The organism is Lentzea sp. NPDC005914 (assembly GCF_040629405.1).
Taxonomy (GTDB): Bacteria; Actinomycetota; Actinomycetes; order Mycobacteriales; family Pseudonocardiaceae; genus Lentzea.
In genome coordinates this window covers 606,379-632,369 of the sequence record NZ_JBEXVQ010000001.1, presented here as the reverse complement: position 1 = coordinate 632,369, position 25,991 = coordinate 606,379, and the positions used below count along the sequence as shown (strand labels likewise).

Below are 25,991 nucleotides of genomic sequence, written 5' to 3'. Positions count from 1 at the left end.
TGCGCCGTCGTCAGTGCCGACGGAGAGAATGACGGACATCGGTCATCTTGACAATGTTGACTCTTGATGAAGAACGTTGAGTGCCGTGCGCTCGCAGACCGGCGTCGCTCGCCCGGCACCGCGCACCGCGACCGCGATCACCACCAGCGTGACCAGCGCGAACGCCGGGTAGACCCAGCCGGCCGCGGACAGCCATCCCGGCCGGCTGATCGTCCAGATCGTCGGCTGACGGCGCAGCTGGAACGCGATCACCCAGGGCCAGGAACACGTGGGCGCTCGTCTCCTCGTCCAGGTCCTCCAGCCCACGGCGTGCGCCCGCGGCACCACCATGACGTGGCCGGGCGTCACCGCGCCCAGATCCATGAACGCGACCGCCCGTTCGTCCGCGCAGACGACGCTCGCCTCCGCCTCCCCGGCGACGATCGTGCAGAAGACACATCCCCCGTTTTCATCCATGATCGAAGCGTATGTTCTACGGCCAGTTGACTCCCCGCTACACTCCGTGCGGGTGCCAGGGGGAATCGGGATGGATCGCACGTTCGGGGAGATTCTGCGCCGCCATCGGGTCGGGCTCGACCTGACCCAGCAGGCGCTGGCCGAGAAGGCACAGCTCAGCGAGCAGGCCATCGGAGCGCTGGAACGCGGCGATCGGCGTTTCCCCCAGGCCGTCACGATGGACCTGCTGGTCGGCGCGCTCGGGCTGATCGGGTCCGAGCGTGAGGAGTTCGTGCGCGCCGGATCACGCAAGGGCAAGCCGCGGCATCGTGGCACCACACCGCGTCAGCTGCCCGCCGGCATCGAGCACTTCACCGGCCGGTCGGACCAGGTGCGGCTCATCGCGGGGCTCGTGCGGGACCGGGCGACGGCCGGGCTGGTCGCGATCACCGGCATGGGCGGGGTCGGCAAGACGTCGCTGGCGGTGCACGTGGGTCACCTGCTGGCCGAGGACTTCCCGGACGGCCAGCTCTACGTCGACCTGCAGGGCCACGGGGCGCGGGAACCGGTGGCGCCGCTGGCCGCGCTCGGGCTGTTCCTGCGCGCGCTCGGCGTGGCGGGCAAGGACGTTCCGGGTTCGGTCACGGAGGCCGCCGCGCGGTTGCGCACCGAGCTCGCCGGACGCCGGGTCCTGCTGCTGCTCGACAACGCGGCCAGCTCCGAGCAGGTCACGCCGCTGCTGCCGGGCACGTCCGGTGCGGCGGCGATCATCACCAGCCGCCGGGCGCTGCTGGCGGTGCGCCACGCCCGCCAGGTGCACCTGGACGTGCTGGCCGAACCGGACGCGCTCACGTTGCTGGCGTCGAGCGCGCCGCGGGTGATCCTCGAACCGGACGCGGCCGCCGAGGTCGTGCGGCGGTGCGGAGGCCTGCCCCTGGCCGTGCGGCTCGCGGGTGCGCGGCTGGCGGCCCGGCCCGCGTGGCCCGTGTCGTACCTGGCGGAGCGGCTGGCCGACGCGGAACGCCGGTTGGACGAGCTGGACCAGGACGAATGCGGTGTGCGGGCCTGTTTCGCGCTGTCGATCGACGTGCTCGCGGCCGACGACGCCGCCGCGTACCCGCTGCTCGCCTGGCCCGACGTGCCGGACCTGTCCGTCACCGTCGCGGCGCGCGTGCTCGACTGCGGCGAGGAGGAGACCGAACGGCTGCTGGAACGGTTGACCGTCGCGTGCCTGCTGGAGGCGTCGGCGCCCGGCCGCTACCGGCTGCACGACCTGCTGCGCGTGTACGGTGCCGAACTCGCTTCCGCACCAACGAGATCAGCCGCGCTGACCCGCCTGCTGGAGCTGTACGGCACCGTCGCCTGGAGCAGCTACGCGACGGTCAACCCCGGTTCGCCCATGCACGCCCTGGCCCCGGACCCTTGTCCCGCACCGCAGTTCGCCGACGATGCGGCGTTCACATGGCTCGACGGCGAACGGCATCACCTGCTCGCCGCAGTGCGTCAGGCCGTGACGGACCCCGGCGTGGACAGCGCGCCGATCGCGTTGCTGGCACTGGGGTTGTTCGAGTTCTACCGCACGCAGGGGCTGTGGTGGGACTGGCGGGACATCTGCGAGACCGCGCTGCGCAAACCGGGCGACGACCTGATGCGCGCGTGCCTGCTGCTCGACCTGGCTGTGGCGAAGGCCGGACTCGCCCAGCGCGGCGACGGCGACTTCCCCGCGGCGCTGCACCACATCGAGGACAGCGTGGCGCTGTTCGAGGCGCACGGCGACGACGCTCTGACGGGCCGCGCCCTCAACAACGCGTGCTACGTCTACCGCCTGAGCGGCGCCTACGACGAGGCCATCGCATACGGCGAACGTGCCCTCACGCTGGCCAACCGCGACCGTGCCCGCGGCCTCACGCTGGTGAACCTGGCCGAGATCTACGCCCTGGCCGGCGACCGCGCGACCCAGCACAGGTACCTCGCCGAGGCCCTCGCGATCCTCGAGCCGATGGACGACGCCCACGGCATCGCCTACGCACTGGTCGTGCTGGGCCTGGCGCACCGTGCCGACGGGCACCTGGAGGAGGCCATCGCGAGCTTGCGGCGCAGCGCCGAGCAGTGGCGCCGGATCGCCGACACCCCGAGCGAGGCGAACACGTTGATCGACCTCGGCGAGACCCTGCTGGCCGCCGGGCAGCCCGAGTCCGCGCGTGAGGTGCTGACCAGCGCCCTGGCGCTGATCCCCCGCTACGGCGACCCGGTCAGGGAGAAGAAAGCCCGCGCGTTGCTGCGCCGCGTCACGGCTTGACCTCGTCGAGCCGGACCAGCTGTGCCCGCGGGTACTTGCGGCCCGGCATCGGCACGGGCGACCCGGTGAACGACACGGGCGTCCCCGCCAGCAGCAACGTCAGCCCTTCCGGCAGGTCGTCGCGCGACACGAACCACGACCCGCCGCGGCTGTCGGTGATGAACCCGTGCGCCTCCCCCGACCGCCACGTGGCGACGGTGCCCTTCCTGCGCCCGCGCGGCGCGCCCACCGGAGACGCGACCGCCTGGGACGAACGCACGAACGGGCTCCGCAGCGGGTACTCGGGCAGGTCGGTGGGAGCGAACAGCGCGTCGAACCCCGGTGTGAACGGCGTGGCGGCCCTCAGCGGCGCGGCGGTGCGCGGCGTCCAGGCGGGCGCCTTCTCGATCGTCCGCACGTCGACCACGGGCACGATCACGTGCACGCCCCGCCCGGTCAGCCTGGTCACGAGCGGCGAGAAGTCGGCGTCGCCGGTGAGCAGCACGACCCAGTCCAGCGGCACGGTGATCGCCCGGTCCCAGGCCTCCAGTGCCAGCTGGACGTCGACGCCCTTCTCCTTGCCGCCGTGCAGGGGCAGGTCGTGGCGGGTGATGCCGGCGGCGGCCAGGGCGGCGTCGAACGACGCGGCAGGGGTGTCGATGCGGCCGCGGACGTAGTGCGCCTCGGACACCACGCACTCGTCGAGCGGGGTGCCCGTCTCCGTGTGGACGAACCAGCGCAGCGCGTCGTGCAGTCCGTCCAGCGAGATCCGGGCGGCCCGCTGGTGCGCGGTCGCGTAGAAGTCGCTGAGGTACGCGAACCACGTGCCGTCGTAGAACACACCTATGCGGACGATCTTCCCCACCAGCACCACCCTACCTCGTACGCTGCCGGGGAAGATCATGTGACAGCCCGAACGGGGAGCTCCGTGCAACAGTTCCTTCAGCAACTTCCCGCGCTGATCGGTGTCCTGCTGGGTGCCGCCGCGACGTTCACCGCCACCACGGCGGCGGAACGGGCCCGGTGGCGGCGAGCGCAGGCCGTCCGCTGGGACGAGAAACGGCTCGCCGCGTACTCCGAGTACGCGCACGCAATGAAGAAACTGATCTCCATCGCCGTGCAGCTGGCCACCACGCGCGGCGTGCATCCGGACGCCGTGACGGCAGGCCCGGAGAAGGACGTGCCCACGATGGCGGCGGCCGAGGAGGAGCGCACTTCCAAGTGGGAAGCGGTGCTCCTGCTCGGCAGCGGCGACGTCATCATCGCCGCCCGCGCCTGGCACAACAGCGTGTTCCGCCTGCAGCGCGTCGCCGCCGGGCAGTCGGAGGAGCCGTGGGCGGACGCCGTCCAGGCCGTGAGCAACGCCCGGCGAGAGTTCTACAAGGTGGCGAAGAAGGACCTCGGCATCGACATCGGCACCGATCCCGCGAGCTATGAATGGCAGCTCGCGAAGCTCGTCCCGATCGAGAACAAGAAGCCGGAGATCAGCAACTAGCGGCGGTACACGCCGAACTCGTACAGCGAGTAGCCCCACCCGGTGCCGCGCTGGGTGGCGTGGACCCGGACGTAGCGGCCGGTCGCGGTCACGTCGATCGAGTCCACTCCCCCGTTGCCGGACGTCGTCCCGTACACGGACCTCCAGTCGCTCCCGTTGCCGGACACCTGGATCTCGTAGGCGCGGCCGAACGCGCTCTCCCACACCAGCTGCACGTGCTGGAACGTCGTCACCGCGCCGAGGTCGACGCTGAGCCACTGCGGGTCCGACCAGTCGCTGGCCCAGCGCGAGCTCGGGTCGCCGTCGGTCGCGTTGCCCGGCGGGAACGGGGCGCCGTTGCCGGTCTGCTGGTACGACGAGGCGGTGGCCGGCTTGCCCTGGGCGACGTTCACGCCGTCCGGACGCGGTGCCACGACCCTGATGGACCTGGTCTCGATGCCGATGTTGCCGCGACCGTCCTCGGCCATGACGTAGACCTTCCACACGCCGAGCCGATCGGGTGCGGTGACGGTCAGGCGGTTGCCGCCGACCTGGACGGGCGTGCCCGCGAGGCCTCCGCTGTTGTCGACGTACTTGGAGTTCCACGCCGCCGACCACGTGATCGGGTCGCCGTCCGGGTCGGACGCCGCCACGTCGATCGTCAGCGGAGCGCCCGCCGCGACTGTCTGAGCAACGTTCATCGCGGTGATCACCGGCGGGGTGTTCGAAGGTGTGGCGCCGCCGAACGCGCGTTGCACCGAGTAGAAGGACAGCCGCTTCTTGCCCGCCGGGGTCAGGTTGAACCACACCGCGCCGAAGTCGTACTCGGTGCCGTAGTGGAAGAGGGTGCCGCCGAGGGAAACGCCGGTGTGGCCGGCGATGCAGTCCCAGGCCTGGGTGTAGCCGTCGCGTTTCTGCACGTCGGTCGGCTCCGCGGGCACGCCGTTCGCGTCATTCGGCACTTCCCACTCACCGGGCGGACCGGCCTCGGTGAGGATGTACGGCTTGGTGTAGCCGCCGTTGATCCAGTCCTGGCGCACCTTGCAGACGTTGCCGTAGGAGTTCACGGCGTAGAGGTCGAGGTCGGGCGTGTACGCCTTGAGATACACCCACGCGCCGGTCCACGCGTCCGTGTTGGTGACCGGGTGGTCGGGATCGATGGCGTGGATCGCCCGTGCCGCTTCGTTGAGGTAGCGGGCGTAGGCGACGCGCTGGTTCTCCAGTTCGGTGCCGGCGTAGCAGTTCTGCAGGCCGAGGATGGACTCGTTGCCCACGTTCCACATCAGCACGCCGGCGTGGTCCTTGTAGGCGGTCACCCACTGCCGGATCGTGGCCAGCACGTCGGTTTTGTACTGGGTGTCGGTGACGTAGTTGACGCAGCCGCCGGAACCCGGACCGCCGCCGGGCTGCAGCCAGAAGCCGTTGATCACGCGCAGGCCGCCGGCAGCGGCCGCGTCGAGCAGGGGCTTGGTCGACGCGTCGGTGCCCCAGGTGCGCAAAGTGTTGACGCCCATGGATTTCAGCTCCGGTACGTACCGCGCGGCGTCGGCGGCGGGCGGACCCCAGGTGAGGCCCTTCACCGTCCACGGCTGACCGTTCACCGTGAGCTGCCAGTTGCCCTGCGAACCGGTGACGTGCACGCCGGTGGGCGCGGCACCGACCGGTCCCGGTACGGCCAGAAGTCCTGCCAGCACGGCGAGAACCGTGCCGATGAAGCGGACGCGAACCATCGCGCCTCCTGCCACAGGTAGGGGGTGAATGCGGGGAGAGCGCTCTCACAACCCTGGCGGCGAACGTTACGACCAGACGTCGGCGGTGTCAAAGAACCGGTCTTGACACCTCGGCGGCTCCAGCGGGAACCTGGTTCGGAGAGCGCTCTCCCGGCCGGTTCCCCACGTCGGCAGGAGGACAAAGGTGTCCCGGAAACTCAGCGCACTGGCGGTCGCGGCCGCTCTCGTCACTGTCTTCTACCCCGCGGCTCAGGCAGACGACCTGGTCACGCACCACGAGTTCCAGGCGAACTGCTCCGTCACGCACCACCTCCCGGACGACCCGATCGTCTTGCCGGGACTGCCGGGCGCGTCGCACCTCCACACGTTCCTCGGCAACAGCTCCACGAACGCCCGCAGCACCAACGACTCGCTCAAGGCCGTGGAGACGAACTGCAAGACACCGGACGACAAGTCCGCGTACTGGTTCCCGTCGGTCTACAACGGCGATCAGATCGTGCCGCCGAACTTCCCCCAGGTGGTCTACTACAAGTCCGGAATCCTGCGGTACCAGGACGTCGTGCCGTTCCCGCCGGGAATGCGGTTCGTGGTGGGCAGTCCCGGCGCTTCGCAGGAGGAGTTCCGCACGGCGCCGGGAGCGGTCGAGGGCTGGGAGTGCGGCGACAGCTCCCACAACTGGGACATCCCGGCCTGGTGCGTGCCGGGCAGCCAGCTCAACATCCGTTACCAGGCACCGAGTTGCTGGAACGGCCGCGACCTCGACTCCGCGGATCACAAGTCACACATGGCCTACCCGGATCGCGCGACCCTGGTGTGCCCGTCGTCGCACCCGGTGGCGGTGCCGATGATCGAGTTCAAGATGGCGTTCCCCGTCTCCGGTGACATGTCGCGCGTCCGGCTGTCCAGCGGGCGCGGCTACAGCTGGCACTACGACTTCATGAACGCCTGGGACGCGCCCACGCAGGCCGCACTCGTCCGCCACTGCGTCAACGGCGGTCTGCAGTGCGACCCGCGTGGTTTCGATCAGTACAAGCCGGACCGGGGCGCCGCCCTGGGACCGGACTACCGCCTGCCGAGGTGAGGTCGATCAGGCAGAGGCCCGTACGACGAGCTCCGGTTCGAAGATGACGGATCTCGGCCGCTGTCCCGGTTTTTCCAGGCTTTCCAGCAGAAGCTCGGCCATCGCGGCGGCCATCTCCTCCACTGGCTGCCGCACGGTCGTGAGCTGCGGACGGCAGGCCAGCGCGGGCGAGCTGTCGTCGAACCCGATCACGGCGACGTCCTCGGGAACGCGTTTCCCGTGCGCCTGCAACACGAACACGGCAGCTTGCGCCATCAGGTCGTTCGCGGCGAACACCGCGTCGAGGCCGGGGCAGTCGAGCAGCAGCCGTTCCATCGCGGCCGCACCGCTCTCCGCTGTGAAACCGCCCTCGGCGGCGGGAACGTACGGGAAACCGTGGCGGGCCATGGCATCCCGGAACCCGTTGTGCCGGTCCTGGCTCGCCGGCACGTCCAGCGGGCCGGAGATCGTGGTGATGGTCGTCCGGCCCGCCGCGACCAGGTGATCGGCGGCCATCCCGCCGCCCGCCCGGTGGTCCATGTCGACGTAGCTGACCGGCATGGACCTGCCTGGCCGCGCGTACAGGACCGCGGGCACCGAGGCTTCCAGCAGCCGTGCGGGCAGTGGATCAGCGGAGTGCGTGGTCACCAGCAGGGCGCCGTCCGCACTCCCCTGCCGCAGGAACTCCACGACCTCGGTCCGCGCCTCGTCCGAGTCGGCCAGCATCAGCACCGGGTGCACGGCGCGCAGACGCAGGAAGTCGACCACGCCCGCCGTGACCCGGCCGAAGAACGGATCGGTGAAGACGTCCGATCCCCCGCCCGCACCGGAGATCACCAGCGCGACCGTGCCAGTGCGGCGCGTGACGAGAGACCGGGCCACGCGGTTGGGCGTGTACCCGGTCTGCTCGATCGCGTTGCGCACCGTTTCCCGCAGTTCAGGGTCGACGTTGCGGGTGCCGTTGACGACCCTCGAGACCGTCGCGCGGGACACGCCCGCGACTCTCGCGACGTCCTCCAGCGTGGGCGCGCCCTTGCTCATACGCCCGTTGTACCACGTGTGGAGAGCGTTCTCCCAACATCAAGAACTGACGGTGACGTCCGCTATCGCACCCCTCCAGAAGTCGACGTTCTGCCCACCCCACTTGGCCCGTCCCACCGCCAGCGCGCCGGTGCTCGCGATCGCCGGACCGGCCGGTGCGGTCGCGACCAGTGCCCCGTCGACGTAGAGCCGGATCTCATCGCCTTTTCGCTCGCCCTTCAGTTGGTACCAGCGGCCGAGCTCCGGCTTGATCTCGTACCGGGCCCGGTTGCCGCCCGGCGTGCTGAACGCGAAGGCGCCCTGCCCGTACTGCAGGTAGAAGGGGTTCTCCTGCTGCCTGCCGTCCTGGCTCACCGCGGTCGCGTAGTTGCCGGGCAGCTCGTCCAGCCGAACCCGTGCGGACACCGTGTAGTCCTTGGTCGTGTCGATGACCGGACCGTACGTCTCCGCCGAGCCGTTGGTGAGCTCCAGCGTCTTGTCCTTCCACACCGTGCCGGTGGGGCTGAGCGTCAGCGGGTTGGCGCCGCTCGAGTCCCTGGCCACCGTTCCCCTGCCCTCGTCGAGCTTCCACCCGCCGCGGCCCGCGTACGGGTACGGCTTGCCGGAGTTCGCGCCCGCCTCGATCACCCGCCTGTTGATCTCGCGGACCGGTCCCGGGTCGACCTTGATGCGCTTGCGGTCGTAGGTCCAGAACCCGTTGAGCTCGGTCTCCAGGTCCGTGACCTGCGTGTAGACCGACGCGGACAGCTCGTCGCGCGCCTGCCCGAGGTAGAACGTGCGGGTGTTGTCGACGTACTTCGCCGTCAGCGCCGCCTTGTCCGCCACGCCGCTGTAGATGTTCGCCGGCGCACCCGGCCACTGGTGTCCCGGCGTCCGCAGGGTGAACCCGCCGTGCTCGCCGTCCATCACCACGCGCTTGCCGTCCGGACGCGCCGGGTCGGTGTTGTTGTAGTCGTGGTGGTCGATGACGTCACCCCTGCCGGAGTCTCCCTTGGACGCACAGCAGTTCACGCCGCTGTGCGCGTTGACGATCCGGCTCGGGTCGGCGGCCTTGACGGCGTCGGTGATCTGACCGGTGACGGTGCGGTCCCACTCGCCCCAGCCCTCGTTGAACACGATCCACGCGAAGATCGACGGCGAGTTGTGCAGCTGCTCCATCATCTCGCGGTTCTCGGTGAGGAACGCCTGCTGCGCCAAGGGGTTGTTGCCGTCCTCGACGGACACGAAGTCCTGCCACACCAGCAGTCCCAGCCGGTCGGCGTGGTAGTACCAGCGGGCCGGTTCGCCCTTGATGTGCTTGCGGACCGAGTTGAAGCCGAGGTCCTTCTGCGCCTTCAGGTCGAACACGAGCGCGTCGTCGCTCGGCGCGGTGTTCAGGCCGTCCGGGAAGAAACCCTGGTCCAGCATCATGAGGCTGAAGATCGGCTTGCCGTTGAGCGTGAGCTTCTTCTGGCCGTTCACGTCCGCGACGCCGGTGGAGCGCATGCCGAAGTAGCTCTTGACCTGGTCCCGGCCGAGCTTGATCTCCAGCTGGTACAGGTAAGGGTCGTCCGGCGTCCACAGGTGCGGGTTGGGCACCGGGAGCTTGAGCGCGGTGTTCGCGGGCCCGGTGACCGTGCCGACCTGCCTGCCCCTGGCGTCCTTGGCGATCGCCGTGACCGGGGTGTTCCCGGCGGACTTGACGGTCAGGGCCAGCTCGTTGGTGGTGAGGTCCGGCGTCATCTTGATGTCGTCGATCCCCTTGTCCGGCACCGGTTCCATCCACACCGTCTGCCAGATGCCCGACGAAGGCGTGTAGAAGATGCCGCCGGGGTCGCGCGACTGCTTGCCCTTGGGCTGGTTGGGCCCGGTCGTGTCGGTCACCGCGACGACGATCTCCTGCTCACCGCCGCGTTTGAGGGCGTCGGTGATGTCCGTGCTGAACGCCGTGTAGCCGCCGGAGTGCTCGGCGACCTGCTTGCCGTTCACCCACACCCTGGCCTCGTGGTCGACCGCGCCGAAGTTGAGCTTCACGCGTTGCCCGGACCAGTCGCGCGGGACGGTCACCGTGCGGCGGTAGAACATGTGGTCCTCGTGCCGCTCGAGCCCGGAGAGCTGCGACTCGATCGGGAACGGCACGATCACGCGTTCCTTCAGGCGCTGCCCGAACACCGGCTGCTGCCCCGCCTTCGCGCCGGCGAACTCCCACGGCCCGTTGAGGTTGAGCCACCTGTCGCGTTCCAGCTGCGGCCTCGGGTACTCCGGCAACGGGGTGCGCGGGTCGGCCTTCTCGCCCCACGGCGTCCTGAGCCGCTGCGTCGACGAGTTCGCGACCGTGCGCGCGGTCTTCTCGACCTTCTTGCCGTTCACCGCGAGCTGTCCGCCGCCGTCGTAGAAGAGCCGGACCCGCTGGCTCTTCAGCACTCTCTCGCTCAGCCGGACCGTCAACCGGTTGCGGCTCGCGGTGATCAGGTCGACCGGCATCGGCGTCGCGTCGACGTCGATCCTCAGGTGGGCTTTCAGGTCGGCGACGTTCGTGACGCGGCCGTCGAACTCCGCCGTCAGCACTCGTCCGTCAGCGGAGATCTGGGCGGTGCGCGGCACGACCTGGAAGTCCGCGGGCGGTGTGAACGCCGACTCCGGCACGACCTGCTTCGGCGTCGTGGCGCTGGACCAGCGCAGGAACATGTTGGCGCCACCGGTGTCCTGGAACATCTCCAGCCGGAAGTCGTACTGGCGCCCGGCGGTCAGCGGCACGGGCGCGCTGGTCTGCTCGCGGTCCCAGTCGCCCACCCAGTGGTCGATCACCGGTTTGTCGTCGACGAACAACCGGAAACCGTTGTCCCCGGTGGCGTAGAACGTGTAGTCGCCGGTCTGCGGCACCGCGATGCGACCGGTCCAGCGCGCGGTCGTGTGTTCGGTGCGGCCCGCCAGGAACCCGAACACCGACGTCAGGTCCTGGTGGTTCACCTCGCCGTCGAGCACGGTGCCGGCGAGGGTCGCGAAGTCGCGCGCGCCCGGCGCCGACATGCTGAAGTACTCGCCCTTCAGGCCGTGCACGGGCTCGGCGGCACCCGCGGGTGGTGTGCCGGGCGCGACGCCCAGCGCCAGCAGCAGCGCGACGAGTACGGGGGCGGCTTTTCTCATCGACGAAGGTCCCCTTCGTTTTTACAACGTTGTAAGAGCGCTCCCATCTATCCAGGCACAGCCTTCGAAGACCGGCTACGGCCGATCGGAGGTATCGGGCATGTCAAACAGGACAAGTTCGGTCACACTGTGAGAGCGCGCCCACGAATCACGACTGCAGCGGGATCTCCAGGCTGACGGTTCCGCGCAGGTCCAGCCACGCCCTGTCCCGTCCGCGCACCAGCCGCAACACGACCTCTTCGCAGTGCGGGCAACGCGCCACGATCCCCGGCGCGTTCTGGTACACCCGCAACGTCGCCACCGAACCCTTGTACCCACAGCCCGCGCACTGGCCCGTGGCCACCGTCAGGTCCACCGCGAAGATCTCCCGCAGGTCCCCCGCGAGCGAGTTGCCGTCGACATGGCTCATCGGAGATCTCCTGTCAGCCGAAGCGTTCGGTGCGAACGCGGCGCGGATCATGGCCCAGCGCCACGAAGATGTCGGACACCGTCTCGACGAACCCGGTCGGCCCGCACACGAACACGGCAGGGGTGAACTCGGCGGGCCAGGCGTGCGTGTTGATGGTGGCCACACCCAGCCGGCCCGGCGGCTCCGGAGATCCTTCCGGAGCTTGCCGGGTGTACACGATCTTCACGTCCAGACCGGCGTCCTCGCGGGCACGTTGCCGCAACTCGTCCGCGAACATCACGTCGTCGGGCGTGCGCACCGAGTAGATCAACCGGAACGGCACACGGCTGCCCTCCCCGGCCCGCACCCGGATCATCGCCATCAGCGGCGCGATGCCCGATCCGCCCGCCACGAGCGTCACCGGCGCCTGATCGGTGGCACGCCACACGAACCAGCCGCCGACCGGGCCGCGCAGTTCGATCTGGCCGCCCACGGGGAGCACGTCGCACAGGTACGGCGACACCTCGCCGTCCTCGACCCGTTGCACGGCGAGCTCCACCCGATCCGATGCCGAGGAGATCGAGTAGCTGCGCTGCACCGAGTAGCCGTCCTCGGCGGTCAGCCGCAGGTCGACGTGCTGGCCCGGCAGGTGCCCGGGCCAGTCGGGCACGTCGAACACGAGGCTGCGCGCGCTCTTCGTCAGGTCGGAGGCGGACGCCAGTGCGGCCACCCGCCAGGTCAGTCGCCCTGATATCGCTGCTCGCGCCATGGGTCTCCGTAGTCGTGGTAGCCGGCGGTCTCCCAGAAGCCGGGCTCGTCCTCAAGCAGCAACTGGATCCCGCGGACCCACTTCGCCGACTTCCAGAAGTACAGGTGCGGCACGAGCAGCCGGGCCGGGCCGCCGTGCTCGGGCGTGAGGTCATCGTCGTCGTAGCGGTAGGCGATCCACGCCTGGCCGTCGAGGAGGTCCTCCAGCGGCAGGTTGGTCGTGTAGCCGCCGTAGGAGTGGATCAGGGCGAAGTCCGCCGCCGTCTCGACGTCCTCCAGCAGCACGTCCAGCGAGACGCCCTTCCACCGGGTGCGCAGCTTGGACCACTTGGTGACGCAGTGGATGTCGGTCGTGATCTTCTCGGCCGGCAGGTCCATCAGCTGCTGCCACGACCACGTGTACTTCCGCCCGACCTCGGTGCTGACGGTGAGCTCCCAGCGGTCGGTCGGCACGCGCGGGGTCGGTCCCGCGGTGAGCACCGGGAAGTCCTCGGTGAGGTACTGACCGGGCGGGAGCTGCACGTCCGGTGACTGACGCCGCCCGGTGAAGCCGGGAGAGACGATGGCCATGGCGCCAGTACACAGCACCGGCTCCGAACATGCACGCGTACCGGCACGGTGTCGAGGAACTCGGTCCGGCCACCGGCGGTGTCGGCGGTGTCAGCGGCGGCGGTGTCGGCGGCGATGTCGGCGGCGATGTCGGCGGCGATGTCGGCGGCGATGTCGGCGGCGATGTCCGCGGCGACGTGCCCGTCCAGCCGGATCAGCACGAGCCGCGGTCCGTCCACCTGGTGCGCCCCCGTGTCGAGCGGCCACTCCGGCGCCTCGCCCCGCACGACCTGCGCGAGCTTCCACGCCAGACGCGCGAAGGCCCGGCGAGGAGTGCCCCATGCCAGCGGACCGCACGGGACAGGGCGAGCCGCCTCGCCGGTGTGGCGACGTGACCCTCCGGCCAGACCAGCACGAGGCCGGGCGAGGAGTGCCCCGCGCCCGGCCCGAGGCGCCACGTCAGCGGAAGACGACCGTGCCGTTGCCGTTCAGCAGCACCCGGTGCTCGCAGTGCCAGCGGACCGCGCGGGACAGCGCGAGAGCCTCGGCGTCACGGCCCGCCGCGGTGAGGGCGCGCGGGTCGTAGGAGTGGTCGACCCGCAGCACCTCCTGTTCGATGATCGGCCCCTCGTCCAGGTCGGGCGTGACGTAGTGCGCGGTTGCCCCCACGTACTTCACGCCCCGGTCGTAGGCCTGGTGGTACGGCTTGGCGCCCTTGAAACCGGGCAGGAACGAGTGGTGGATGTTGATCACCCGGCCGGCCAGCTTGGCGCACAGGTCGTTGGACAGCACCTGCATGTACCGGGCCAGCACGACCAGGTCGGCCTGGTACTCCTCGACCAGTTCCACCAGGCGTTGCTCGGCGCTGTGCTTGGTGTCGGCGTTGTTGGGCACGTGCACGAAGTCGAGCCCGGCCGCCTCCGCCATGGGACGCAGGTCCTCGTGATTGGACACCACCGCGGCGATCTCACCGCCGAGACTGCCCGCGCGCCAGCGGAACAGCAGGTCGTTCAGGCAGTGACCGGCCTTCGACACCATCACGAGGATGCGCGGCTGCCGCTCGTCCCACAGGTCGAAGTCCATCTCGAACTCGGTCGCCACGGCGGCGAACTCCTGTGCGAGCTCGTCCAGTCCGGCCGAGGAGCAGGAGAACGCGGTGCGCAGGAACAGCCTGCCGCGGACGTCGTCGTCGAACTGCTGGTGCTGGACGATGTCGCAGCCGTGGCCTACCAGGAACGACGTCACCGCGTGCACGATGCCCGCCCGCTCCGGGCAGTTCAGGGTCAGGGTGAACTTCCCCATCACGCCACCACCAGGTACTCGGCGCACGCGTCGCTCAGCCAGGCCACGAGGTACTCGGCGAACGAGGACCGCACCAGCAGCGTGACGGTGTCGGCGCCGGTCACCTGCAGGATGATCCCCGTCCGTGCGAGGAGCGTCTGCACGCAAGTGCCGACGGGAGCCGAAGACGGGTGCAGGTCCACGGAACATCCGTGAGCCAGCACGTCCCGGACGTGCGGCCCTTCCAGGACCACGGTCGTGCGCTGAGCCGAAGTGTCCACAACGGACCCTCGGAGACCACCGAACGCGCCACGCAACACCTCCTCGATCGCGACCTGCAGGCCGGGAGCCGCCACGACGAGGAACTCGTCAGGGCCGAGCCACAGCACCTCGACGTCCCCGAACGGGCCAGAGCCCGTCGTGAAGGTGCACGCGACCGCGGGGAACTCGACGCCCAACGCGGACCCCAGCGCCGACGGGTCCGGCACGCGCACCGTGACCTGCGAGCGGAACGGCACCTCCGCGACCGTCAGCGCGGGTGCGAGCGCCGCCAGCCGGTCGGTCCAGGCCGCCAACGGACTGGTCGGGTCAGCCGTCACGACGGGCTCCTTCCTTGTCGTAGAGCACGGATTCGGTGACGGTGACCGGCACGAGCGCGTCCTCGACCGGTACGTACAGCGTCTCGCCGATGCGCTCGTGACCGGACCTCACGAGAGCCAGGGCGAAGGTGCGGCCCAGCGCCGCGCTGGGATAGCTGGACGTGACGTGGCCGAGCATCCGCACCGGCGGTTCGGGCAGGCGGTCGGTCTCGACGATCTGCGACCCCTCCGGCAGCAGCACCGAGGGATCCACGGGCAGGAGGCCCACCAGCTGCTTGCGGTCCGTGCGATTGTTCTCCGCGCGGGCGAACGAGCGCTTGCCGATGAAGTCCGGCTTCTTCTTCGACACCGCCCACGACATGCCGAGATCCTGCGGTGTCACCGTGGCATCGGTCTCCTGGCCGATGATCGGATAGCCCTTCTCGGCCCGCAACACGTGCATGGTCTCCGTGCCGTACGGCGTGATCCCGTACTTTTCCCCGGCCGCCATGAGCGCCTCCCAGACGGCGAGGCCGTGCCAGGCGGTCACGTTGATCTCGTACGCCAGCTCGCCGGAGAAGCTGATCCGGCAGACCCGCGCGGGCACCCCGGCGACGACGGTGTCGTGCCAGGTCATGAACTCGAACGCCTCGTTGCTGACGTCCAGACCGGGCGCCACCGCAGCCAGCACATCGCGGGATCGAGGGCCCACCAACGGGATCGTCGCCCAGTGCTCGGTGACCGACGTGCAGTGCACGTCGAGGTGCGGCCACTCCGTCTGCAGCCACTCCTCCATCCAGTCGAGGATCTTCGCGGCGTTGCCGGTGGTCGTGGTGACGATGTACCGCTCCTCGCCGACCCGGATCACCGTGCCGTCGTCGATCACCATCCCGTCCACGCCGCACATGACGCCGTAACGGATCCGGCCGACCTTCAACGAGCTCATCAGGTTCGTGTAGAGCATGTCGAGGAACTTGCCCGCGTCACGGCCCTGGACGTCGATCTTGCCCAGCGTCGAGCCGTCCATCATGCCGACGCTCTCGCGCGTGGCAGCGCACTCTCGCAACACGGCCGTGTGCAGGTCCTCGCCCAGCCGCGGGTAGTACCAGGGCCGCTTCCACTGGCCTACGTTCTCGAACAACGCCCCGTGCGCCACGTGCCACGGGTGGATCGCCGTGACGCGCACCGGGTCGTGCAGCTCGCCGCGGTCGCGTCCGGCCAACGCCGCGAACGACACCGAGGTGTACGGCGGCCGGAACGTCGTCGGTCGCTGGTCGGCCAACTCGACGCCCAGCGCCTCGGCGACGATGCCCGCCGCGATCATGCCGGACGTCTTGCCCTGGTCGTGAGCCGTGCCAATGGTCGTGTACCGCTTGATGTGCTCCAACGAACGCAAGCCCGCACCAGTCGCACGCAGTACGTCTGAGACGGTCGCATCCCTTTGCAGGTCAACGAAACTCGCGTCGTCATCCCCCGGCACCCGCCACAGCACCAGACCGGAACGTGACGTGCACCGCGAGTCCGAGGCAGGCAACGGAATCTGACCGCGCGGCGTGAACCCGGCTGCGATCGCGGCCGCGGCACCGGCGTTGCGTCCCTGCCGCGCGCACGCCGTCAGATCCATCTCACCGGTCGCGGACCCCGCGACGTGGACGGTCTCCAGTTCCTCGCCCGGCACGAAGGCGCCGAGCTCGGCGTCGTAGCGCAGCTTGCCGCGGGCCTGGCTGAACAGGCTGACGACGGGGTTCCAGCCGCCGGACACGAGAAGTGTGTCGCACGCGACCTGAACGGCGTCTCGCGCGCCATCCGCCTCGGCGACCAGCACGCCGGCCACTCGCCCCGTGCCCTCGGTCCCCACCACCACGTGCCCGGCCCTCACCTCGATCCCCCGCGCCGCACACTCGGTGGCGAGCCGGGCGGGAGCTTCAGGCCTGGCGTCGACGATCAGCGCGATGTCCACACCGGACTCCGCGAGGTCGATCGCCGCGCAGTACGCGCTGTCGTTGGTGGTGAACACGACCGCGCGCGACCCCGGCAGCACGCCGTAGCGGTGCAGGAACGTGCGAGCGGCCGACGCCAGCATGATCCCGGGCCGGTCGTTGCCGGCGAACACCACGGGTCGTTCGTGCGCCCCGGTCGCGAGCACGGTCTGCCTGGTGCGGATCCGCCAGACCCGTTGCCGGGCAACCGAAGCCGGTGCCGCGAACCCGAGGTGGTCGGCGCGCTTCTGCAGCGCGAGCACGAACCCGTCCTGGTACATGCCGAACGCCGTGGTGCGCTCCAGCACCAGCACACCGGGCGTGCTCCGAAGCTCTGCCACGACGTCCGCCACCCACTCCGCGGACGGCCGGTCGTCGAGGTACTCGTCCACACCCAGCAACGCGCCGCCGGCCTGGTTCTGCTCGTCCACCAGAACCACGCGCGCACCACTGCGAGCTGCGGTCAACGCGGCAACGAGTCCAGCAGGTCCCGCGCCGACGACGAGCACGTCGCAGTGCTCGTGCTTGGCGTCGTACCGAGCCGGGTCGGGCTCAGCCGCCAGCCGTCCCTGTCCCGCCAGGCCGCGCGCGACCAGACCGTCGTAGAGCTCGACGGTCGTCGCGAGCAGCATCGGCTCGGGGAACGGTTCCTCGATCTGCACCAGCGACGTCGGGTCCTCGGAGCCCGCCGCCACGATGCCGCGCGGCCGGCCGAACTTCACGCTGCTACCGATCTCGTGCACGCCATGAGCGAGCAGCGCTGACGCGAGAGTGTCGCCGGGATGCCCGGTATAGCTCTGACCGTTGAAGGTGAAGCGCAGCAAGGTGTTCCGGTCGATCTGGCCACCGGTGGGCGTGCGGAACGTCACGAGGTCACCTCAGGCATCGGCTCGCCCGCGCGGTAGACGGCGAGCAGGTCGTGGGAGCGGGTGTCGCGCACGGCGTTGAACCACCGCCGGCACCCGGCGCTATGACTCCAGCGCTCGGCGAACGGGCCGCTCGGGTTCTCCCGGAAGAACACGTACTGCGCCCACTCTTCGTCCGACAACGCCGACGGGTCCTCGGGATACGCGACGTGGGCCTGGCCGCCGTAGTGGAACTCCGCTTCCTCGCGCGGCCCGCACCACGGGCATGGGATGAGTTGCATCGTCAGCTCCTAATGCGCGACGGCGGCGGCGCCGTGCTCGTCGACGAGAGCGCCCGTGGTGAAGCGCTCGAGGGTGAACGGCTCGTTGAACGGGTGCGGCTTGTCGTGGGCGATGGTGTGCGCGAAGCAGTCACCGACACCGGGCGTGGCCTTGAACCCGCCGGTCCCCCAGCCGCAGTTCAGGTACAGCCCGCCGACGGGGGTGAGGCCGACGATCGGTGACGCGTCCGGGCTGACGTCGACGATGCCCGCCCACGTCCGCAGCAGGTGCGCCCGCGCGAAGACCGGGAACAGTTCGAGGGCCGCCGACATCTGCTGTTCGATGATGTGGAACGAACCCCGCTGGCCGTACCCGTTGTAGCTGTCGATCCCGGCGCCCATCACCAGTTCTCCCTTGTGCGCCTGGGAGACGTAGACGTGCACGGCGTTCGACATCACGACGGTGGGGTGCACGGGCTCGAGAAGCTCGGACACCAGCGCCTGCAACGGATGCGAGGCGAGGGGCAGCCTGAGCCCCACCATCTTGGCGAGCACCGAGCTGTGCCCGGCCGCGCACAAGGCGACGCGACCAGCCGCAATGCGACCACGAGAGGTCTCGACGGCGGTGATCCGGCCGCCGGACGTCTCCAGCCCGGTGACCTCGCAGTTCTGGATCAGGTCGACGCCCATCGCGTGCGCGGCTCGTGCGTAACCCCACGCCACGTAGTCGTGCTTCGCGATGCCCGCACGCGGCTGGTACGTCGCCCCGAGAACCGGGTACCGCACGTCCGGCGAGATGTTGACGATCGGGCAGATCTCCTTGACCTGCCCCGGATCCACCCACTCCGCGTCGATGCCGTTGAGCCGGTTCGCGTTGACCCGTCGCACGCTGTCCCGCACGTCCTGCAGGCTGTGCGCGAGGTTCAGCACACCGCGCTGGTCGAACAGGATCGGGTAGCCGAGGTCGTCCTCCAGGCCCTCCCAGAGCTTCAGCGAGTGCTCGTAGATGCCGGAGCTCTCGTCCCACAGGTAGTTCGACCGGATGATCGTGGTGTTGCGGGCCATGTTGCCGCCGGCGAGCCAGCCCTTCTCCAGCACCGCGACGTTCGTGATGCCGTGGACCTTCGCGAGGTAGTACGCCGTGGCGAGACCGTGCCCTCCCCCGCCGACGACCACCACGTCGTAGGAGGCCTTCGGTTCCGGGTTCTCCCACAGGAAGTCCGGGTGCTCGGGCAGATGTGCTCCGGGCGGGCTGGTCATGCGACGCCTCCAGCGAAATCATCTGGTCGACTACTGGTATATCAGTCTGTGCGCTACCGTAGGACACATGAACACTCGGGTCAACGACGAGCCCGCGGCCGCCTCACTCACCGAGCAGGCGTACGGCGTCCTGCGCGATCGCCTGGTGATGCTGGAGATCAAGCCGGGCGAGCCGATCAACGAGGAGCGGCTGCGCACCGAGCTCGGTGTCGGCCGCACCCCGATCCGCGAGGCGTTGAAACGGCTGGAGCAGGAACGGCTCGTCGTCGCCTTCCCCCGCCGCGGCACGTTCGCCACCGACGTGAACATCTCCGACCTCGCGCACATCTCCGAGGTCCGCCGCACGCTGGAGCCCCTCGCCGCCTCCGCCTCGGCCGAACGGGCCACAGCAGAAGACCGCGCCGCGCTGACCGAACTGCGCTCGCGGCTCGACACGACGCCGTCCGGCGACAACATCGAGCTGCTGCGCACCGACGTCGGCGTGCACCGCGCGATCTACCGCTGTGTGCACAACCCGTTCCTCGAGGACACCCTGATCTCCTACGACAACCTGGCCACCCGCATCTGGTGCGTGTTCCTGCCGCGACTGTCCGGAATGGCCGGTCACGTCGACGAACATGTGCCACTCCTGACCGCGATCATCGAGGGAGACGCCAAGAAGGCGGGCGAGCTAGCTTCGCAGCACGTCATCGGTTTCGAGCGCGCGATCCGGGCGTTGATCTAGCACGAGCGGGTCGCTGCGCAGGTCCTTCACCAGCGCCACGCACGCCACGACCATCACCAGCACGAACGGTGCCGCGGCGATGATCGTGAGGTTCTGCAGGCCGGTCAACGCGGTCGCGCCGCCACCGCCGACGAGCAGCATCACCGCCGCCACACCACCGGTCGCCACGCCCCAGAACACCACCAGCCGCCGGTGCGGCTCGATCGCGCCGCGCTGTGACAGCGTGCCCATCACCAGTGAGGCGGCGTCGGCACCGGACACGAAGAAGATCGCCACCAGGACCATCACGACCACACCGGCGACCGCCGCCAGCGGGAACTGGTCCAGCATCCCGAACAGTTGTGACTCCGGGTTCGCCGCGCCCGCCAGGTCCGTGCCTTCGCGCTGCAACGTGATCGCGGTGCCACCCATGATCGTGAACCAGATCAGGCTGACCACCGACGGCACCAGGATCACTCCGCTGACGAACTGCTTGATCGTCCGGCCGCGGCTGATCCGCGCGATGAACATGCCCACGAACGGCGTCCACGAGATCCACCACGCCCAGTAGAAGATCGTCCACGACGACAGCCAGCTCTCCATCGCCTCGCCACCGGAGGCGCTGGAGCGGGAGATCATGTCGCCCATCTCGCGGAAGTAGTCCCCGACGGCCGCGGGCACCAGGTTGAGGATCAGCACCGTCGGCCCGACCACGAACACGAACACAGCAAGCACGGTCGCGAGCACCATGTTGATGTTCGAGAGCCACTGGATCCCCTTGGCGACACCGGACACGGCCGATGCCACGAACGCGACGGTCAGTACCGCGATGATGCCGACCAGCACGCCGACGCCGGGGTTCTCGTCGACGAACCCGCCCGCTTTGAGCCCGCTGCCGATCTGCAGCGCGCCCAGCCCGAGCGACGCGGCGGACCCGAAGAGCGTCGCGAAGATCGCGAGGATGTCGATCAGCCTGCCGAGCGGCTTCTCCGACACCCGGTCACCGAACAGCGGGGCGAACGCGGCGCTGATCAGCTGCTTGCGGCCGCGCCGGAACGTCCCGTACGCGATCGCCAGCCCCACCACCGCGTAGATCGACCACGGGTGGATCGCCCAGTGGAACAACGACGTCGCCATCGCCGTCTCGACCGCCGCGTCCGTGCCGCCCTCGACCGTGCCCGGTGGAGGCTTCACGAAGTGCGCCAACGGTTCCGCGACGCCGTAGAACATCAGCCCGATGCCCATGCCCGCGCTGAACATCATCGCGACCCACGAGATGGTCCGGAACTCCGGCCGCTCGCCGTCCTGGCCGAGCGGGATCCGCCCGTAGCGACTGAAAGCGAGCCACAGCGCGAAGATCACGAAACCGGTCGCAGCGGTGAGGAACGCCCAGCCGGTGTTCTTGATGACCCAGCCGAGCACGGTCTTGGACACGCTGCCCAGGCTGCCGGTGCCGACCACGCCCCAGGCGAGGAACGCCGTGGCGACGGCCGCGGACAGCGCGAACACCGGCCTGTCTGTTTTCGTGGTGGGAAGGAACTTCGGTCCGGCCATGGCCTGCTACCACCTCGTCGTGGACGTGGCTTCCTGAACCCAGCGGTGGAACTCCCCGATGTGGTGCTCGGAGGGAACCAGCACACCCCCTTGCGCGTAGGCCCGCGACGACATCGCGGGCTGGCACCGTTCACATGCTTCGAAGTCCTGCTCGTTGACGCGGTGGAACAGCTCGACCGACCGCGACACGTCCTTGCCGGTCGCGACGACGTCCTTGGCGTAGAGCCAGTCGCACTCGACGATCGTGCGGTCGGCGGCCATCGGGAACATCCGGTGGATGATCACGTGGTCCGGCACGAGGTTGATGAACACCTGCGGCCGCACGGTGATCGCGTAGTACCGGCGGTCCTGGTCCGAGTCCACCCCGTCCAGCCGGTCGAACCCCTCGCCGCCGTCGATCGTGAAGCCCTTGATCTCCTCGCCGAACACCGCGCCGTGCCCGACGTAGTACTGCGCGGCATACCCGTCCGCGAACTCCGGCAGGACCTCCGTGAGCTCCGGGTGGATGGTCGCGCAGTGGTAGCACTCCATGAAGTTCTCGATGATGAGCTTCCAGTTGGCCTTCACGTCGTAGGTGATCCGCCGGCCCAGCTCCAGCTCGCTGACCTGGTAGTTGCCGATCGCGTCGAGGTTGCCGAGCCGCTCCCGGACGTCGCGCTGCACGGTCTGCTCGAACGACGGCGGCTCCTCGGCCAGGCACAGCCACGCGTAGCCGAGCCACTCGCGGAGGTGGACGGTCTTCAGCCCGTACTCGACGCGGTCGATATCGGGCATGGAGGTCAGGTTCGGCGCGGCCACCAGCCTGCCGTCGAGCCCGTAGGTCCAGGCGTGGTACGGGCACTGGAAGTTGCGCTTGACCGTGCCGGTCTCCTCGACGCACAGCTTGGCGCCGCGGTGCCGGCAGATGTTGAGGAACGCGCGCAGCTCACCATCTCTCGCGCGAGTCACGAGCACGCTCTCGCGTCCGATCTGGACAGTCTTGAAGTTGCCGGGGGCCGGCAGATCGGCGCTGCGCACCGCGCAGAACCACATCTGCTCGAAGATCTTCTCCTGCTCCAGCTCGAAGTTCGCCGGATCGGTGTAGGTGTGGCCGGGCAGGGTCGGGATGAGGCTCGACGGCAGCTCGGTGTGGGTCATGCGCGGATCCGCTTCATCTCGGGGTCGAACAGCGGTTCCGCCGCCACGACCGCTGGCACTCGGTCACCGAAGTACTCGATCTCGACCGGCGTTCCCTCGATCGCGAACTCCGCGGGCAGCCAGGCATAAGCGATGTTCTTGCCGATCGAGTAACCACGCGCGGCACTCGTGACGTACCCGACCGCGTTGCCGCTCGCGAACACCGGCTCGGACCCCATCACGACCTGGTAGTCGTCATCGATGGTCAAACACGTCAGCTTGCGCGAGACCGTGTCCTCGGACCGGCCCTCCAAAGCCTTGCGGCCGTGGAAGTAGCCCTTGTTCATGCGGACCGCGAACCCCAGCCCCGCCTCGAACGGGTCGTGCTCGGCGGTCACGTCCGCGCCCCACGACCGATAGCCCTTCTCCAGCCGCATGCTCGTGAACGCACTGCGCCCGGCGGCGATCACACCGTGCTCCTGGCCTGCTTCCCACAAGGTGTCCCACAGACGGCGCCCCATGTCGGCGGTCGTGTAGAGCTCCCAGCCGAGTTCGCCGACGTACGACAGCCGCATGGCGGTGACCGGCACGTCACCGATGAACGCCCGTTGCGCCTTGAAGTAGCCCATGGCCTCGTGCGAGAAGTCCGCACGGGTCAGGGGCTGCAACAACTTCCGCGCGGCCGGTCCCCACAATCCGATGCAGCAGGTGCCGGGGGTGATGTCGGAGATGTGCACCCCGCCGTTCGGGGGCAGGTGCCGGCGCAGCCAGTCGAGGTCGAGCGGACCGTTCGCCCCGACCTGGAACCGGTCGGAGCCGAGCCGCGCGATCGTGAGGTCGCTGCGCACTCCCCCGTCCTCGTTGAGCAGCAACGTGTAGACCACCGAGCCCGGCTTGCGGTCGAGCTGGTTGGTGGTCATGGTCTGCAGGAACGTCAGCGCCTCCGGGCCGCTGACTTCCAGGCGCTTCAACGGGGTCATGTCGAACATCGCGACCCGCTTGCGCGCGACCAGCGCTTCGGCACCGGCGATCGGCGACCAGAACCGGGACGCCCACTCGTTGCGCTCCGGAATCTCCGCGACCTCGGGCAACTGAGCGTTGGCCTCGTACCAGTGCGGCCGCTCCCAGCCGGACGCCTCCAGGAACACCGCGCCGAGCTCGGCCTGCCGCTCGTGGAACGGGCTCACCCGCAACGGCCGCGGCCGCTCGGCGGGCTGCAGCGGGTGCAGGACGTCGTAGACCTCGACGAAGCTCTGGCAGCTGCGCTCGTGCACGTACTCGGGCGAGCGCTGCACGTCCTCGAACCGGTTGAGGTCGCAGCCGTGCAGGTCGATCTTCGGCTGACCGTCGACCATCCATTCGGCCATCGCCTTCGCCACCCCGGCGGAGTGCGTGATCCACACGGCTTCGGCGACCCAGAACCCGTCCAGGCCGGGGTGCTCGCCGAGCAGCGGGTTTCCGTCGGGGGTGAAGGAGAACAGGCCGTTGACGCCCTCCTCGACCTTGGCGTCGCCGAGCACCGGCAGCAGGTCGACGGCGGCGTCCCAGGAGGTCTCGAAGTCCTCCGGCGTGAACGCGATCTCGGACGGCATGGTCGGCGCCACGTCGTGGTCGAGGATGTCGTCCGCGGAGATCGGCATCGGCCGGTGCCCGTAGGCGCCGATGCCGATCCGGTCGACGTGCTCGCGGAAGTAGAGGTCCGCGTCCTGGTGGCGCAGCAACGGCTTCGACATCTCGGACAGCTCGTCGTTGACGCCCTGGAGCACCGGCAGCGGGGTGGTCTTCGCGTACTGGTGCGCCATCGGGACCAGCGGGATGTCGAGGTCGACCATCCGCCCGATCCGCGGTCCCCACATGCCGACGCACGACACCACGATGTCAGCGGCGAACGTGTCGTGCTCGGTGACGACGGCCTTCACGCGGCGGCCGCTGCGTTCGATCCCGGTGACCTTGTGGTGTGCCAGGAACTTCGCACCGCGGTCCATCGCCCTGCGCGCCTGCGCCTCCGCGGCGCGAAGAGGCTTGGCGAGACCGTCGGACGGGATGTGGAACCCGCCGAGGATCTTGCCGGGGTCGAGCAACGGGTGCAGCCGGGCGCACTCCTCCGGGTCGCGCAGGAAGCTCTCGACGCCCCACGACGTGGCCCAGCCGTGCCTGCGCTTGAGGTCAGTCCAGCGTTCCGGCGTGGTCGCGACTTCGAGCCCGCCGAGCTGCTGGAAGCACCACTTCCCGTCGAGCGTCATCGCCGTGTACTTCTCGACGGTGTACTTGGCGAACGAGGTCATGGTCCGGCACCCGGTCGTCTGGAAGACCAGGCCCGGTGCGTGCGAGCTGGACCCGCCCGTGGCGAACAGCGGTCCCTGTTCGAGGACGGTGACGTCGGTCCATCCGCGTGCGGTCAGCTCGTCGGCCAGCGCGCACCCGACGATGCCCGCTCCGATGAGCACGACACGGGGGTTCACAGGACCACCACCGAACGCAGCACGCGGCCGTGGTGCATGTCGTCGAACGCGCGCTCGACGTCCTCCAGCCCGATCGTCTCGGAGACGAACGCGCCGAGGTCCAGCCGGCCCTGCAGGTAGAGGTCGATGAGCATCGGGAAGTCCCTGCTGGGCAGGCAGTCGCCGTACCAGGACGACTTCACCGCGCCGCCGCGGGAGAACACGTCGATCAACGGCAGCTCGAACTTCATGTCCGGCGTCGGCACACCCACCAGCACCGCGACACCGGCGTGGTCGCGGGCGTAGAAGGCCTGGCGGAAGGTCTCCGGGCGGCCGACCGCGTCGATCACGACGTCGGCGCCGTTGCCCTCGGTCAGCGAGCGGATCATCTCCACGACGTCCTGGGTGCGGGCGTCGACGGTGTGCGTGGCGCCGAACCGTTCCGCCCACTGGAGTTTCACGGGGTCGAGGTCGACGGCTATGATCGTGCGCGCGCCGGCCAGCCGTGCGCCCGCGATGGCCGCGTCGCCGACGCCGCCGCATCCCAGCACCGCCACGCTGTCGCCGCGGGTGACCGCGCCGGTGTTGATCGCGGCGCCGATGCCCGCCATGACACCGCAGCCGAGCAGGCCCGCGACCTCGGCCGGTGCCTTGGGGTTCACCTTCGTGCACTGTCCGCTGTGGACCAGAGTCTTCTCGGCGAACGCACCGATGCCGAGTGCCGGGCTGAGTGGCGTGCCGTCGGCCAACGTCATCGGCTGGGACGCGTTGTGGGTGTTGAAGCAGTACTGCGGCCGGCCGCGCAGGCACGAGCGGCAGGAGCCGCACACCGCGCGCCAGTTGAGGATCACGAAGTCGCCGGGCTCCAGCTCGGCGACGCCCGCGCCGACGGCCTCGACGACACCGGCGGCCTCGTGCCCGAGCAGGAACGGGAACTCGTCGTTGATCCCGCCTTCGCGGTAGTGCAGGTCGGTGTGGCAGACCCCGCAGGCCTGCACCTTCACCAGCGCCTCGCCGGGGCCGGGGTCCGGCACGAGGATGGTCTCGACGGAGACCTTGGCGCCGCGCCCCGCCGCCACAACACCGTTGACTGCGTGTGCCACT

General features: G+C 69.5%; 22 protein-coding genes. 5 read left to right on the top strand and 17 right to left on the bottom strand.

Features of this window, described 5'->3' with window-relative positions:
* Positions 1–42: 42 nt before the first annotated feature.
* Positions 43–456, bottom strand: coding sequence for an HIT domain-containing protein (locus ABZ345_RS02690; RefSeq protein ID WP_359842197.1), 414 nt, complete (start codon positions 454–456; stop codon positions 43–45).
* Between the two features lie 70 nt (positions 457–526).
* Here ABZ345_RS02690 and ABZ345_RS02685 point away from each other — a divergent pair, with 70 nt between their 5' ends.
* Complete coding sequence (locus ABZ345_RS02685) at positions 527–2,734, top strand: tetratricopeptide repeat protein (protein WP_359842195.1); 2,208 nt, start codon at positions 527–529, stop codon at positions 2,732–2,734.
* Here ABZ345_RS02685 and ABZ345_RS02680 read toward each other — a convergent pair.
* On the bottom strand, positions 2,724–3,578 hold the full coding sequence (locus ABZ345_RS02680) for an NYN domain-containing protein (RefSeq protein WP_359842193.1): 855 nt from the start codon (positions 3,576–3,578) through the stop codon (positions 2,724–2,726). The genes ABZ345_RS02685 and ABZ345_RS02680 overlap by 11 nt on opposite strands.
* Positions 3,579–3,641: 63 nt before the next feature.
* Here ABZ345_RS02680 and ABZ345_RS02675 point away from each other — a divergent pair, with 63 nt between their 5' ends.
* Positions 3,642–4,208, top strand: a complete 567-nt coding sequence (locus ABZ345_RS02675) for a hypothetical protein (RefSeq protein WP_359842191.1) — start codon at positions 3,642–3,644, stop codon at positions 4,206–4,208.
* Here the strand turns inward: ABZ345_RS02675 and ABZ345_RS02670 are convergent.
* Positions 4,205–5,917 (bottom strand): discoidin domain-containing protein, encoded by a 1,713-nt coding sequence (locus ABZ345_RS02670; RefSeq protein ID WP_359842189.1) that lies wholly within the window; start codon positions 5,915–5,917, stop codon positions 4,205–4,207. The genes ABZ345_RS02675 and ABZ345_RS02670 overlap by 4 nt on opposite strands.
* Positions 5,918–6,101: 184 nt before the next feature.
* Here ABZ345_RS02670 and ABZ345_RS02665 point away from each other — a divergent pair, with 184 nt between their 5' ends.
* A complete protein-coding gene (locus ABZ345_RS02665; protein ID WP_359842187.1) occupies positions 6,102–6,998 on the top strand; it encodes a DUF1996 domain-containing protein in 897 nt (298 codons plus the stop codon).
* Between the two features lie 6 nt (positions 6,999–7,004).
* On the opposite strand, the gene ABZ345_RS02660 is transcribed toward ABZ345_RS02665, so the two are convergent.
* From ABZ345_RS02660 to ABZ345_RS02640, 5 genes are all read right to left on the bottom strand, one after another.
* On the bottom strand, positions 7,005–8,018 hold the full coding sequence (locus tag ABZ345_RS02660; RefSeq protein ID WP_359842185.1) for a LacI family DNA-binding transcriptional regulator: 1,014 nt from the start codon (positions 8,016–8,018) through the stop codon (positions 7,005–7,007).
* Positions 8,019–8,057: 39 nt separating this feature from the next.
* Positions 8,058–11,144, bottom strand: coding sequence for a PA14 domain-containing protein (locus ABZ345_RS02655; protein WP_359842183.1), 3,087 nt, complete (start codon positions 11,142–11,144; stop codon positions 8,058–8,060).
* A gap of 148 nt (positions 11,145–11,292) precedes the next feature.
* Entirely contained in the window at positions 11,293–11,553 is a 261-nt protein-coding gene (locus ABZ345_RS02650) for a DUF6510 family protein (RefSeq protein WP_359842181.1), read from the bottom strand.
* Positions 11,554–11,566: 13 nt separating this feature from the next.
* The gene (locus ABZ345_RS02645) at positions 11,567–12,301 is read right to left on the bottom strand and encodes a ferredoxin reductase (RefSeq protein WP_359842179.1); all 735 of its coding nucleotides are present in this window, start codon (positions 12,299–12,301) and stop codon (positions 11,567–11,569) included.
* Positions 12,271–12,870: a sulfite oxidase-like oxidoreductase gene (locus tag ABZ345_RS02640; protein ID WP_359842177.1), complete on the bottom strand. Its 600-nt coding sequence runs from the start codon at positions 12,868–12,870 to the stop codon at positions 12,271–12,273. Before ABZ345_RS02640 ends, ABZ345_RS02645 begins: the two co-directional genes overlap by 31 nt.
* 29 nt (positions 12,871–12,899) lie before the next feature.
* Here ABZ345_RS02640 and ABZ345_RS02635 point away from each other — a divergent pair, with 29 nt between their 5' ends.
* Complete coding sequence (locus ABZ345_RS02635) at positions 12,900–13,244, top strand: hypothetical protein (RefSeq protein WP_359842175.1); 345 nt, start codon at positions 12,900–12,902, stop codon at positions 13,242–13,244.
* Between the two features lie 64 nt (positions 13,245–13,308).
* Here ABZ345_RS02635 and purU read toward each other — a convergent pair whose 3' ends face one another.
* Genes purU through ABZ345_RS02610 form a run of 5 tightly spaced genes read right to left on the bottom strand, consistent with a single transcriptional unit; the run spans position 13,309 to position 19,073 of the window.
* A complete protein-coding gene (purU, locus tag ABZ345_RS02630; RefSeq protein ID WP_359842173.1) occupies positions 13,309–14,151 on the bottom strand; it encodes a formyltetrahydrofolate deformylase in 843 nt (280 codons plus the stop codon).
* Positions 14,151–14,729 carry a sarcosine oxidase subunit gamma family protein gene (locus ABZ345_RS02625; RefSeq protein ID WP_359842171.1) on the bottom strand — a complete coding sequence of 193 codons (579 nt, stop codon included), beginning with the start codon at positions 14,727–14,729 and terminating at the stop codon, positions 14,151–14,153. The genes purU and ABZ345_RS02625 overlap by 1 nt, the downstream gene beginning before the upstream one ends.
* Positions 14,719–17,556: a 2Fe-2S iron-sulfur cluster-binding protein gene (locus ABZ345_RS02620; protein WP_359842169.1), complete on the bottom strand. Its 2,838-nt coding sequence runs from the start codon at positions 17,554–17,556 to the stop codon at positions 14,719–14,721. The genes ABZ345_RS02625 and ABZ345_RS02620 overlap by 11 nt, the downstream gene beginning before the upstream one ends.
* Positions 17,553–17,834, bottom strand: a complete 282-nt coding sequence (locus ABZ345_RS02615) for a sarcosine oxidase subunit delta (RefSeq protein WP_359842167.1) — start codon at positions 17,832–17,834, stop codon at positions 17,553–17,555. Before ABZ345_RS02615 ends, ABZ345_RS02620 begins: the two co-directional genes overlap by 4 nt.
* Before the next feature lie 9 nt (positions 17,835–17,843).
* A complete protein-coding gene (locus ABZ345_RS02610; RefSeq protein WP_359842165.1) occupies positions 17,844–19,073 on the bottom strand; it encodes a sarcosine oxidase subunit beta family protein in 1,230 nt (409 codons plus the stop codon).
* 67 nt (positions 19,074–19,140) lie between these two features.
* Between ABZ345_RS02610 and ABZ345_RS02605 the strand changes: the two genes are divergently transcribed.
* On the top strand, positions 19,141–19,797 hold the full coding sequence (locus ABZ345_RS02605; protein WP_359842163.1) for a GntR family transcriptional regulator: 657 nt from the start codon (positions 19,141–19,143) through the stop codon (positions 19,795–19,797).
* Here ABZ345_RS02605 and ABZ345_RS02600 read toward each other — a convergent pair.
* The 4 genes from ABZ345_RS02600 to ABZ345_RS02585 are packed head-to-tail and all read right to left on the bottom strand — an operon-like array spanning position 19,744 to position 25,990.
* On the bottom strand, positions 19,744–21,330 hold the full coding sequence (locus tag ABZ345_RS02600) for a BCCT family transporter (protein ID WP_359842161.1): 1,587 nt from the start codon (positions 21,328–21,330) through the stop codon (positions 19,744–19,746). The genes ABZ345_RS02605 and ABZ345_RS02600 overlap by 54 nt on opposite strands.
* 6 nt (positions 21,331–21,336) lie before the next feature.
* On the bottom strand, positions 21,337–22,467 hold the full coding sequence (locus tag ABZ345_RS02595; protein ID WP_359842159.1) for an aromatic ring-hydroxylating dioxygenase subunit alpha: 1,131 nt from the start codon (positions 22,465–22,467) through the stop codon (positions 21,337–21,339).
* A complete protein-coding gene (locus ABZ345_RS02590; RefSeq protein ID WP_359842157.1) occupies positions 22,464–24,908 on the bottom strand; it encodes an FAD-dependent oxidoreductase in 2,445 nt (814 codons plus the stop codon). Before ABZ345_RS02590 ends, ABZ345_RS02595 begins: the two co-directional genes overlap by 4 nt.
* A complete protein-coding gene (locus tag ABZ345_RS02585) occupies positions 24,905–25,990 on the bottom strand; it encodes an S-(hydroxymethyl)mycothiol dehydrogenase (protein WP_359842155.1) in 1,086 nt (361 codons plus the stop codon). The genes ABZ345_RS02590 and ABZ345_RS02585 overlap by 4 nt, the downstream gene beginning before the upstream one ends.
* Between the last annotated feature and the right edge of the window lies 1 nt (position 25,991).